Raw genomic sequence first — 11,802 nt, forward strand, 5'->3', positions numbered from 1 at the left:
TTCAAGCTGATTTTACTTAAATTGATCTTTGACCGCTTCGATCCATCTTTTAGCCGATGGGGATGCTGCTTTGAATGATTTGAACGCCAAATTGATCTCACGATATACGTTTGTCTCAAGTGGAATGACTTTCGTATGAGACATCTGCGGCGGCAAAATTAATGTCGGAATGATGGTCACTCCGAGCCCTTCTTGAACCATAGAAATGAGCGCATTGTTGTCTCCAATTTCAAGCAAAACTTGAGGCTTCACGCCTCTTTCTTTTAATAATTTCTTAATGAGCAGATCACAGCCCGCTTTTGGCATAATGAATGATTCATCATGTAACGAGTCAACTTCTATCACTTTCTTCGTATTGAAGCGATGGTCCTCTTGCATGAGCACCACCAATTCATCTTGGAAAAGTGGAACAGTTTCAAATTCTCTTGATGGCTGCGTTAAAAAACCGACATCAACCGTGCCAGACGCAATCCATTTCTCAATCTCCTCATAACCACCTTCATATAACTCTACTTGGATATTGGGGTACCTTTTTGTAAAGCGGTGAATCAGCTGTGGAAGCATTTTTGAAGAAAAACTGGAGAACGTCCCGATCTTGATAATCCCCACTTCCATCCCTTGAATCAACGCCGCCTCCTGCTCAAGCAATGACGCATGATGAACGATTTGCCGAATATGCGGCATCACCCGCTCACCTGCGTCCGTTAACGAAAGCCCGTTTCGATTCCGCCGAAGCAGCACAACCCCTAATTCCGACTCAAGCTTCGCAATATTATGACTGACTCCAGACTGCGTTAGTCCAAGCTTCTCCCCGGCTTTTGTAAAACTGCCGCATTCGACGACTGTTAGAAATACTTTGTATTGGAATGTGATCAGTTTGGTCACCTCACTTATTAATTCGTCGTTGTCGACGACGAAGACCTAGACGCTGCTTCATCAGCCTTCACACAATCAATCGCAACAACGAGCGCAATCATCACAGGCTCCATTTCTTCTTTCAAAATATCGACCTTATAACTATCTCCCCATGTAAACCATTCCTTCTTCACCTGGCCGATCACTTCGCCGCTTTGCAGCACTTGGAAATTCATATCCCACCAGTTACCCTGCACTTCTACACCCGCAGCATCAATTGAATATTTTGCTTTAAAGAACGTAAACTCTTTTTTGATCGTCAATACCTCTTGACCACCAACTTCTACTAAAAACTTCGGTAAAAAGCTAAACATCTTCTTCGTAATCACAGCAATTTCTTCTCGTTCTGTATTCAGAATGGTGAACGTCTTCGGCACCTTCATAAAGCTGCCTTCGACTACATACACATCGTTCTCCTGCTGATCCTTTACCGTAAACCTGCCGCTCAGACTAAATACTTTCTGCTTCATATATAGTTGCTTCATGTGTACCTCCGATTAAGTTCAAAAATTTATCAGTCTTTTATCTATTCTTTATTTACATCTAATTATACCAAAAAATAGAATGATCAAATAACATGTCAGAACTCATGCAAGTTATAATAGAAATATAAACAAAATTGAGAGGGGAACTCATGAAAAAAATCACGTTTTTTGATTGGACCATTCAATTACAAGCAAACTTAACGGCAATAACAGATCATCATGAAAAGAAGATGGTCATTTTAGAGCCATCCATTGAATTAAACGGTGTGATCTGGATAGATGAAAACAACGAGCTACAAATCAAACCTACTTGGGATTGTGTCATTACAATTGATCCAACCAACAAAACTCTAACAATCCGGCAAACAGAAGAAGTATTCGGAGAAGTGTACGAATGAAAAAAGCAGGAGGAACTATGAAGAAAACTACTTTTTATGATTGGACAGTTCACTATCCTGAACATTTAACAGCAGTCAAAGATGATACAGAAAAGAAAATGGTCTTTCCAGAACAAACGGTTGAATTCAAAGGGATTATCCGTATTGATGAGAATGATGAACTGCAAATAAAGCCGACATGGGATTGTGTCATTATTATTAATGCTAAAAATATGTCTGTCACAGTTCGTGATGCAGAAGATGTTGTAGGTTTACCGTAGAAATTAAAAAAAGTCTCGTTTGAGGGAAATCACTCAAAAGAGACTTTTTTATTTAGTTAGTATTTAATAACCATTTACAAAGTAAACAATGGTTTCTACTTCATCTTCTTTCAGTTCTCTGTTCAAATGTGCTTGATATTCACTCACGATTCTCTGCCGATCTCCACCATAAAGATCAGTGTATTTCGCAATCATCCGAAGCTTGTCCGCTTCCTGACGAAACTCCTCTTTTGTCCACGGTCTTTGGTGTGAAGGAATATACGTATCTGCATCAAAAGCTTCTAACTCATCTAAAAGACGCAATGTTTCCTTCATCGTATAATGTACTTTTTCGGCATACATTTTCGGATAAATGCAATCAGCAAGAAACAGGATTTTCTCTTCTTTCACATACACGATCACTGAATCTGCCGCATGATCGCCTCCAACATGTTGCACAACACAAGTGACCCCGCCAAGATCAATCTCCATCCGATGGTCAAACGTGACATCCGGTAAAACTACTTTAATATCTCGATGATCCTGATATTCTTCCTTAATGGCCTTCGCGCAGAACTCAATCTCCGTTCCTTCCCTCACTCGCTCATCAATCGCCTCATCTGACCACGAAAACGGAACAAGCTTCTCCATTTCCTTTCTGGTCTTTGCAGAAGCAATTGAAACCGCATCAGGCAGCGCTGGCAGACCAAAAATATGATCCCAATGCCAATGTGTGAGGACAACCACATCGGGCGTGGCATTCTCGTGTTTTAAAGTTTTTTGGATAAAATAGTTCGCATGATCTTCCGAGTTGCCGGCATCGATCATTAATGTTTTGTTATTGCCTATGACCATGCCTAGAATGGGGCGGTCGGTAAGTGATACTGGTGTGATGTACCAAAAACTCTGACCTATTTTTTTAATTGAGTGCATAGGTGCTTCCTACTTTCTGTCATTATATTTTAAATTGAATCACGTTTTTTCCCATCGTTCTGCTGTTTATGATTAAGTATATCGAATTTCATTACTCGAAGTAGCACGCGAAGCCAATATTGTTACAATGATCGCGATTGCAACGCCTAAAGCCCCTACCCAAGTAACGGAAGATAGAGAAACTTTCTCTACAAAGATACCTCCAATAGCTGCACCTGCAGCCATCGCCAATTGCATCATTGACTGATTGAGACCTAATAGTATACCTGATGACTCTGGCTCCATTTTAGCTAAGTGATATTGTTGAGTCGGGCCAGAAGACCATGCAGCAAATGACCATAATATTAAAATGAGCAATACTCCAACATAAGAATGCGTAACTAGTGAGAGCAATATGAGCATGATGACATGTAATGTCATTCCACTAATCAGAGTAAAGTTCACACCCCATCGATCGGTACTAAATCCACCAAACTTTGACCCAACTAGACTAGCAATCCCGAATACAAGGAGAACTCCACTCAGCAATTTGCTGCTTACACCTGATATATTTAAAAGGTAAGGGGATAGATAGGTATAGGCAATTGAATAACCACCAAGCCAGAAAAAGGTGATGGCTAATCCCAACACTACTTTTGGTTTTTTAAAAAGAGCGAGTTGTTGAATTAAAGGTACAGGTTTATCCCCTTGGATTTTTGGAATCGTAAGAGTAATTATAGCCATAGCTAATAATCCGAGTAAGGCTATTCCTCCAAATGCAGCTTTCCAACCAAAGAAATCACTAGTCATTCTGCCCAGTGGGACTCCAATGATCAATGATGCTGTAAATCCCATTACTACTGTAGCAATAGCGGTACCTTGCTTACCATTTGGTGCAATTTTTTCAGCAATTGTTAATGCAGTAACTACGACCATCCCCGCTCCAAGAGCCATAATTATTCTTGACACAATAAATAATTGATACCCAGGGAGGACGAATGCAAGAATATTACCTAGAATAAAAACGCTAAGTGAAAATAACATTAACTTGCGTTTATTCATTCCCGATGTTAAAGCCATTAATACTGGGGTGAAGATGGCATACACAAGAGAAAAAATCGTAATTAACTGGCCAGCTGCAGCTATCGTAATCCCTAATGATTCAGAAATATTATCCAAAATACCAGAGATAATATACTCTGATGTACCAACTAAAAAACTTACAATAGCTAAAATGTAAATCTTTACAGTGTTTGACAATGTAGATCACTCCTTATATATAATACATTTACATATCTAGAATTGTTAATATGTATGGACAAAAAAACATATTACGATAAGTCGATGTGTATTTAATAAATGAACTGAATTCTGATGTATGAATTCAGTTCATTTATTAAATATTTTTTTCTAGAATCTTAGCAATTTTTTTTATGGCATTTTCATCTCTTTTATAATACGTGTATTTACCTATACGCTCTGTCGTAATTAATCCAGCTCGTAGTAAAATTGAAAGGTATTGAGATGCTGTTGATTGCGTCATTTTCAATTTATCTGTTATTTGACTAACACATACCCCTGTAGTATTCATATCAATCCCTTCATGGGGGGTAAAATGACGATCAGGTTCCTTTAACCATTGTAAAATTTGCAATCTGGATTCATTGGATAAGGCTTTGAAGACTTCAATTGGCTCCATACAAACCATTATATCGATAAATAACGATATGTCAACATGTGTTGTTTAAGATCCTTAAAACTTTCTATTTTCCTTCTTCCTCTGGTACAGTTCACCGTGGTGCCTTTAAATGAGTTTATTAAAAAACCTTGGTGGATACCAACCTCTACCAAGGTTCTTAAAATATTATTTTATGTTGGAAGGTCTCTAGAACTACACTTAAATTAGAAATTGCTTATTACTCTTCACAAAAACTAATGATTTCCTTCGGTACAGGTTCAAATATTAATACTTCTGGCTTTGGATAAGGCCTTTTCCTCAAATAATCTTTGAGTGGGATCATACTTTTCCAGTACTGCTCAATCCAATATTCAATCGTTTCTCCAGTGTCAAAATTTAAAGCTTCCTCATCAAACTCTTTCATATCTTCATAGAATGCTTGATCATAAATAGAAAGCGAAATTTCACTATCAAATACAAATATCTTGTCCGTAAATATAGGAAAACAAAAAGACACTTCTGATGAAGCGAGGCATTCACTGGCTTTATATTTATGCAGATGAAAAATTGAGAAGGAAATTACAAGAGATAAAAGAGGGAGGTAAATATGACTGAGATCAAAGATGTAATACATTCAATTAACCAATTTAGAGATGATCGAAACTGGAGACAATATCATAACCCAAAAGACTTGGCCATTTCAATTTCGATAGAAGCCGCTAAACTGCTTGAAGACTTCCAATGGAAAAGTAATGAAGAAGCTCTTGAGGCGAACGAAGAAAACATCCAAGAGGAAATAGCCGATATCTTAATATATTCACTAATGCTTTGCTCAGACCTTCATCTAAATGTGAAAGAGATAATTGAAGCAAAATTAATGAAAAATGGAGAGAAGTATCCCATTGAAAAGTAAACAAACATGATTCGTTCTACTTATTAATGAAGAAGAGTATTGTCCTACCACTCTTCTTCATTTCATTATACTTTGAGAACATATTTGTCTAATTTGCCGACGACGAAGACCTAAACAATCAATAGCAACAACGAGCGCAATCATCACAGGCTCCATCTCTTTTTTCAAAATATCAACCTTATAGCTGTCACCCCAAGTAAACCATCCCTTCTTCACCTGACCGATCACTTCGCCGTTCTGGAGCACCTGGAAATTCATATCCCACCAGTTACCTTGTACTTCGACCCCAGCAGCATCAATTGAATATTTTGCTTTAAAAAGCGTAAACTCTTTTTTAATCGTCAATACCTCTTGACCATCAACTTCTACTAAAAATTTCGGTGAAAAGGTAAACATTTCCTTTGTAATCACAGCGATTTCATCTCGTTCTGTATTCAAAATGGTAAACGTCTTCATAAAGCTGCCTTCTACCACATACACATCGTTCTCCTGCTGATCCTTTACGGTAAACCTGCCACTGAGGCTAAATACCTTTTGCTTCAGATAAAATAGTTTCATACAGTACTCCAAATGGGGCGAAAAGTTATCATTATTTATTTTATACATCTGAATATACAAAAATAGTATACAAAAAAACCACCTACATATAGATGGTTTCCAGTTCAGAAATAGTGTCTCCAATCTCTTCCTACATACTATATTTTTGATACAAGTTATCTATCTCTATTATTTTTTTATACCCGATTTATATAACAGCTCCTCAATGGTAGCTCTATATTCAAATAATACTTTGTCTATATCGGAACGCCTACAATTAAAATGTATTTTATGTGCAGAAAAATTACCTAATGTCCTATAATCATCTAGGCTATTTTTGGTGTTTCTTGATAGACCTATACTTTTATTAACTTTTGCATCACTCACTATTTTTTCAAGCATAAAATAGTTATTTTTTTCATCCTGTATTTGTTGTTGAATACTGTATTTTTCATATGTATGTATTAATAGAACTTCAAGTAATCTTCTCATTAAAACTGCACATCCATCAAAAATATTAAATTCATAGGAAGCGTTTATTTGCTTTGCTAAATTCTCTATATATCCTCTAGTATTTAAATATAATCCTTCCGGCAAAATACTATTATTATTTGCTATATCTTCAGTCTTTATGTTCAATTCTGGGAATTTTTCTTCCAAATTTTTTATACAAACTAAACTCAACTTGTAAATATCATTAGTACTGCCACGAATAAAATCTTTGCTTTTTATTATATTCCTTCTCAGACGCGATGTGTTGGGTGAAGATAGACCTGTATTTAAAAACCACTTTTTCACATCATTCATATTAAATTCTAATGCTTCTTCATTTTTCATAAAAAAGTAACATAATAACTTAGTTTTATCTATTTCTGAATGAGATAAAAAATCACTATAATCAATAAATTTAGAAAGATTCATTTAATCATGTCCCTTTATTTATTCTTTAGTTTAGGTAAATTATGTTCAATATAATTTTCTCCTAATAAAGGAATTGAGTATAAATTATTTTGAATATTAATTAGACCAGATTTTGATGAGGTATCTGCTAAACTTTGTTTTAACCTCTTAGGCATTTTATGAAGAGATTGTTTATAACAAGTATATATATCTTCAATTGTTATCTCATTTCTTCCTAATATTTTTTCTAAGTAGTATACTGCAACTATATTAAAGTCTTTACTCGATATAGGTTTCTTTAAATCATAGAATTCTTTAAAAGATTGGTTTCCTTTAGGTATTAGATTTAAATTTTTATTTTGTTGATATGATTCACTTTTATTATTAGTTTTCCGCTTACTTTTAACTGTGCTCTTAAGCTGTTTCGTTCCAGTATCGCTAGTATCGTTATTTTGTTGTACCTTTTTAAATTCTTCATCTGTTTCATAATTTATTAACTCTTCTAATTCGTTACTTTCTTTTTCACCCATATCAATTTCTAAACTATTCACAAAAACATTAAAAACATTTTCTTGTAATGAATCTGGGAATAATTTTAAAACTTCAGCAATCTCTATCATTTTTTCTTTAATTTCATTAAAACCCATTAAAACTCCCCCTATGAGATTAACAAAATAAAAAACGGAATTATATTAATCTTATTATAACAGCTTTTCCTTTATTGGTGAATTATTACTTATAAATATTATTAAGCCAATAGACTTAGTAATAATCTTATTTGTAAAATTCTTTGTTAATATTTATTATTCATCACTTATGATAAGGCTCCCCCCGAACAATCCGAAACGCCCGATAAACCTGCTCCACCAACACCAGCCTCATCAACTGATGCGGAAACGTCATTTTTGAAAACGAAAGTTTCTCATTCGCACGCTGCATGACAGCATCGCTTAATCCTAGCGACCCGCCTATAACAAAACACACCTTACTTTTTCCGTATGTTGCCAGCTTATCTATTGTATCGGCTAATTCTTCGGAACTTTTCATTTTTCCTTCGATGGCGAGGGCGATGACGTGGGCGTCTGGGTTGATTTTGCTTAGGATACGTTCGCCTTCTTTGTCTTTGATGATTTTCATGTCTTGCTCGCTGAGATGTTCAGGTGCTTTTTCGTCTGCGAGCTCAATGATGTCGATTTTCGCATAGGCCTGTAATCGTTTTGTGTATTCGGCTATGCCTTGCTTTAAATATTTCTCTTTTAATTTTCCTACTGTGATAATTGATATATTCACAGGTCATCCCCACCTTAAGAACAAGTTATTCATATAAGTTATCAACAATTGTGGATAAAATTTGTGTATTTTGTGTCCGATCATTCGTTCCCCACTATATATATTGCAGGTTCATCGCACAATTCACAGGTTGTGGATAAACTGTGTGTATGTTCGATTTTTCTGAATTCTGGTGGCGTTTCGTGATCATCTATGTACATGTCTAGCACGGTTTCTATATGTTCTGCGCAAGCATAAAGTGATTTGTTCATAAGTTTCTAATTCCTCCAATATATTGTCTCGTTATTCACAAGTGTTTCGCTCATTGTTCAATATAACCGATTTATTCACATGTTAATAGTCTTTTACCATTTTCCACACCTTTTATCCACAAACCAAATAAAAAAGCCTCCACTCCTGTGAAGGCTTCCTTCTATAGAAACGGATTATAAAATCTCGTTCCTCTAACAAATGTAATCACTAGTGACACGATCAGTACCACACCAACAAATATTAGCGCCACATAATCTGCTTTTTGAAAGTCTTTCGCCGTAAACCATGTGCGTTTTTTATGCTTTCCAAATCCGCGCAGCTCCATCGCATTGCTGATCGTCTCTATCCGCTCTAGGCTAGAAAAAATCAGCGGCATCACAATCGACAGCGCATTTTTGATCCGTTTCCCCAGTTTTTCATTCTTCGATAAATCAATGCCTCTTGCTTGTTGAGAAATTGCGATCGTTCGAAAATCACGCTGAATATCTGGAATGTAGCGTAGAGCAATCGCAACCGCATACGAAATCCGGTAGCTGACCCCGATTCGGCTAAGCGATGAGGCAAATTCACTTGGATTTGTTGTCACAATAAATAAAAGCGCTGCTGGCATGACGGTCACGTATTTCAGTGTAATGTTTAACTGATAGAAAAGCTGTTCAAGTGTGACGTTGTACCAGCCGGCAATATGAAATAGTTCATGTTTTGCTCCGTAAATTGCAACACCTTGCTGCGGTGCAAAGATGTAAATGGCGATGTTGTTAATCACTAGGAAAATCGCCAGGACAATCACCACGAAGGAGATATCACGAAATCGCACATTCGACATCTGAAAGAATACGACACTAGCGGCTAACATAAAGACTAACACGCCTGTATCATACGTGAGCATCGCTGCGGATGACCAGAGGATAAAGCAAATGAGTTTGGTGGCCCCTGTCAGCCGATTAATCGGCGACGGGCGATCGATATAAGACAGCATGTCTACAGCCATGTCATTCGTTCCTTTCTGTCAACCTCAATGAAGCGATCCACGAGTTCATTTGGATTTGGCCAGTCTGCTTTCAGCGCCAGTTCATACAGCGATGTTTCCTTTAAGCTCGCCTTTTGAACAAGCAGCTGATCTGTCAGCACTTTGGCTGGTGTATCATCTGCGATTTTTTCTCCATCAGAAATGACAATGGTTCTTGTCGTATATTCGAGCATCAAATGCATATCATGTGTGATCATCAAAATCGTGACACCCTGCTGATTTAATTGCTCTAAAAACGTCATCATCTCTGTGTAATGTCTAAAATCCTGTCCGGCGGTTGGCTCATCTAAAATAATGATTTCTGGCTCTAATACAAGAATTGATGCGATCGTGACGCGCTTTTTTTGTCCAAAGCTGAGAGCAGAAATCGGCCAGTTCCGAAATGGGTATAAGCCGCATACTTTTAAGACCCGCTCCACCCGTTCCTTGATGTCGTCTTCCTTTACGCCTCTTAAAACGAGACCAAATGCGACTTCATCAAAAATCATTTGTTTAGAAATCATTTGATTTGGGTTTTGCATGACGACGCCGATTCGTTCGGAGCGCTGTTTGATGGTGTCTCCTGTGATGTCAACGCCATTTAGATGAATGGTCCCTTTTGTTGGCTTTTCAAACGCGCAGAGCACCTTGGATAGTGTTGTCTTGCCTGCGCCATTGGCTCCTGCGATGCTGATCATTTCTCCTTTTTTGACGGTAAAAGAGATGTTGCTCAGCGTGTTGGGTCTTGTCGGATAGTCAAAGCTCAGTTCACGTACTTCTAGTAAATCCTGCGCTGCATTTTGCTCGACTGATGGCTCAGACGCTTCCATCCACTGCTCGATTTTCATTTTTTCCTCATCATTTAAGGTAAGATGCTGTAAATTCGCGATCTGATCTCCTGCTTCAACCGGAATACCTGCATATTTCATGGCTTTTACATATAAAGGCTCACGTAAATACGCCGCTTCTAATACATTTGAGGCGAGCAATTCATCTGGTGTCATGTCCGCTGCTATCGTGCCGTCATTGACGACGATGATGCGGTCCACCTGGCGGAAGAGGACGTCCTCTAACCGGTGCTCAACCATCACGACGGTTTTTTTCGTTTGTTTTTGCAGTCGATCAATGAGATCGATCACTTCTTTGCCTGTTGCGGGATCAAGGCTTGCAAGTGGTTCGTCAAACAGCAAAATGTCGACTTCGTTGACAAGTACGCCTGCGATGGCGACACGTTGTTTTTGACCGCCTGACAGCTCATGTACGGACGATGCCAGCTTGCCATCTACCTCTGTTAATTTTGCCGCTTCTTCGACACGTGTTTTCATTTCTTCGCGTGTGACTTGGTCATTTTCAAGTGTAAACGCGATGTCTTCTCCAACGGTCAGCCCGATAAATTGTCCGTCAGGGTCCTGCAGCACCGTTCCGACGAGCTGTGAGAGAGAGAAAATGTTCTCTTTCTCTGCATTCTTCCCTCCGATGTGAAGACTTCCTTCCATAGAACCTTTATAAGACGCAGGAACTAGCCCATTGATACAATGGGCTAGTGTGCTTTTTCCCGATCCAGACGGGCCTGCGATGAGGACTTTTTCGCCTTCATAGATGGTCAGGTTGATAGCTTTCAATGTCGGTTCTGCCTGACTGCGATATTGGAATCCGAAATGTTCGAATTGAATCATCGGTTTCTTCATTTATGTGTTCCACCTTGCTTCATGATGTTTCTTTCGATAGACTGCCGCTTTTGCTTCTCGTTTTCGCATAAGCCGCAATGATGATGGTTCCTAGTACACCAACTGTGATGATGTTTGAGATTCCTGCTACGATGCCTTGAACAAATACTTTGTTCGCAGGTTCTGCATAGATCACAATGTCGAGTACCGGAGCAATGACAAACCAGCCCAATGCCTGTGCGCCTGCTTGTACGGCGTTGAAGAGCGTGATTTTTTTCCAGCCAAAGTCGCCCTCTTCTACTTTTAAACGGTTCGAAATGAAGCCGATCAATAACCCAACAACACCTGAAACGATAATCCAGCTCCACCAAGGGCCGAATGTGGTGGCATCTTTAATAAGATGACCAATAAACCCAATCAGTGCGCCTGCAACCGGACCAAATAGCACGGCCATTAATGCAAGGAATGCATACGATGTTTCAATTTGTGTATTCGGAATCCCAGTTGGAATGGAGACGAAGCGTCCTAAAATGACAAAGACGGCTGCGCCAATTCCGATGGCAACGACAGTTTTCGTTGAAAGTTGTTTACCTGCCATGACGTATCC

General features: G+C 38.3%; 17 protein-coding genes. 3 read left to right on the plus strand and 14 right to left on the minus strand.

Features of this window, described 5'->3' with window-relative positions:
* Positions 1 to 12: 12 nt before the first annotated feature.
* Both MKY83_RS19210 and MKY83_RS19215 read right to left on the minus strand, forming a co-directional pair.
* Positions 13 to 885: a LysR family transcriptional regulator gene (locus MKY83_RS19210; protein ID WP_342487599.1), complete on the minus strand. Its 873-nt coding sequence runs from the start codon at positions 883 to 885 to the stop codon at positions 13 to 15.
* An 8-nt stretch (positions 886 to 893) separates the two neighbouring features.
* Complete coding sequence (locus tag MKY83_RS19215) at positions 894 to 1,400, minus strand: LURP-one-related family protein (protein ID WP_044139087.1); 507 nt, start codon at positions 1,398 to 1,400, stop codon at positions 894 to 896.
* 149 nt (positions 1,401 to 1,549) lie between these two features.
* On the opposite strand from MKY83_RS19215, the gene MKY83_RS19220 reads away from it, so the two are divergent.
* Complete coding sequence (locus MKY83_RS19220) at positions 1,550 to 1,798, plus strand: hypothetical protein (RefSeq protein WP_044139086.1); 249 nt, start codon at positions 1,550 to 1,552, stop codon at positions 1,796 to 1,798.
* 17 nt (positions 1,799 to 1,815) lie between these two features.
* Positions 1,816 to 2,058 (plus strand): hypothetical protein, encoded by a 243-nt coding sequence (locus tag MKY83_RS19225; protein WP_342487600.1) that lies wholly within the window; start codon positions 1,816 to 1,818, stop codon positions 2,056 to 2,058.
* 63 nt (positions 2,059 to 2,121) lie between these two features.
* Here MKY83_RS19225 and MKY83_RS19230 read toward each other — a convergent pair whose 3' ends face one another.
* From MKY83_RS19230 to MKY83_RS19245, 4 genes are all read right to left on the minus strand, one after another.
* Positions 2,122 to 2,970 (minus strand): MBL fold metallo-hydrolase, encoded by an 849-nt coding sequence (locus MKY83_RS19230; RefSeq protein WP_342487601.1) that lies wholly within the window; start codon positions 2,968 to 2,970, stop codon positions 2,122 to 2,124.
* 72 nt (positions 2,971 to 3,042) lie between these two features.
* Positions 3,043 to 4,209, minus strand: coding sequence for an MFS transporter (locus MKY83_RS19235; protein WP_342487602.1), 1,167 nt, complete (start codon positions 4,207 to 4,209; stop codon positions 3,043 to 3,045).
* A 136-nt stretch (positions 4,210 to 4,345) separates the two neighbouring features.
* Positions 4,346 to 4,648, minus strand: coding sequence for a metalloregulator ArsR/SmtB family transcription factor (locus MKY83_RS19240; protein WP_045034889.1), 303 nt, complete (start codon positions 4,646 to 4,648; stop codon positions 4,346 to 4,348).
* Positions 4,649 to 4,865: 217 nt separating this feature from the next.
* A complete protein-coding gene (locus MKY83_RS19245) occupies positions 4,866 to 5,051 on the minus strand; it encodes a phosphoribosylamine--glycine ligase (RefSeq protein ID WP_342487603.1) in 186 nt (61 codons plus the stop codon).
* A 183-nt stretch (positions 5,052 to 5,234) separates the two neighbouring features.
* Here MKY83_RS19245 and MKY83_RS19250 point away from each other — a divergent pair, with 183 nt between their 5' ends.
* On the plus strand, positions 5,235 to 5,540 hold the full coding sequence (locus MKY83_RS19250) for a nucleotide pyrophosphohydrolase (RefSeq protein WP_342487604.1): 306 nt from the start codon (positions 5,235 to 5,237) through the stop codon (positions 5,538 to 5,540).
* 57 nt (positions 5,541 to 5,597) lie between these two features.
* On the opposite strand, the gene MKY83_RS19255 is transcribed toward MKY83_RS19250, so the two are convergent.
* The 8 genes from MKY83_RS19255 to MKY83_RS19290 all read right to left on the minus strand — a co-directional run bounded on the left by MKY83_RS19255 (position 5,598) and on the right by MKY83_RS19290 (position 11,793).
* Positions 5,598 to 6,098: an LURP-one-related family protein gene (locus tag MKY83_RS19255; RefSeq protein WP_342487605.1), complete on the minus strand. Its 501-nt coding sequence runs from the start codon at positions 6,096 to 6,098 to the stop codon at positions 5,598 to 5,600.
* A 168-nt stretch (positions 6,099 to 6,266) separates the two neighbouring features.
* Positions 6,267 to 6,998 (minus strand): DUF4145 domain-containing protein, encoded by a 732-nt coding sequence (locus tag MKY83_RS19260; RefSeq protein WP_342487606.1) that lies wholly within the window; start codon positions 6,996 to 6,998, stop codon positions 6,267 to 6,269.
* A 14-nt stretch (positions 6,999 to 7,012) separates the two neighbouring features.
* Complete coding sequence (locus MKY83_RS19265) at positions 7,013 to 7,624, minus strand: hypothetical protein (protein WP_342487607.1); 612 nt, start codon at positions 7,622 to 7,624, stop codon at positions 7,013 to 7,015.
* A gap of 163 nt (positions 7,625 to 7,787) precedes the next feature.
* The gene (gene rlmH, locus MKY83_RS19270; RefSeq protein WP_251184472.1) at positions 7,788 to 8,267 is read right to left on the minus strand and encodes a 23S rRNA (pseudouridine(1915)-N(3))-methyltransferase RlmH; all 480 of its coding nucleotides are present in this window, start codon (positions 8,265 to 8,267) and stop codon (positions 7,788 to 7,790) included.
* An 80-nt stretch (positions 8,268 to 8,347) separates the two neighbouring features.
* A complete protein-coding gene (locus MKY83_RS19275) occupies positions 8,348 to 8,518 on the minus strand; it encodes a CxxH/CxxC protein (RefSeq protein ID WP_008360116.1) in 171 nt (56 codons plus the stop codon).
* 161 nt (positions 8,519 to 8,679) lie between these two features.
* On the minus strand, positions 8,680 to 9,510 hold the full coding sequence (locus tag MKY83_RS19280; RefSeq protein ID WP_342487608.1) for an energy-coupling factor transporter transmembrane component T: 831 nt from the start codon (positions 9,508 to 9,510) through the stop codon (positions 8,680 to 8,682).
* On the minus strand, positions 9,501 to 11,216 hold the full coding sequence (locus MKY83_RS19285; protein ID WP_342487609.1) for an ABC transporter ATP-binding protein: 1,716 nt from the start codon (positions 11,214 to 11,216) through the stop codon (positions 9,501 to 9,503). Before MKY83_RS19285 ends, MKY83_RS19280 begins: the two co-directional genes overlap by 10 nt.
* 19 nt (positions 11,217 to 11,235) lie before the next feature.
* Positions 11,236 to 11,793, minus strand: coding sequence for an ECF-type riboflavin transporter substrate-binding protein (locus MKY83_RS19290; protein WP_012011871.1), 558 nt, complete (start codon positions 11,791 to 11,793; stop codon positions 11,236 to 11,238).
* Between the last annotated feature and the right edge of the window lie 9 nt (positions 11,794 to 11,802).

It is taken from the genome of Bacillus sp. FSL M8-0266 (assembly GCF_038613425.1).
Classification (GTDB): domain Bacteria; phylum Bacillota; class Bacilli; order Bacillales; family Bacillaceae; genus Bacillus; species Bacillus pumilus.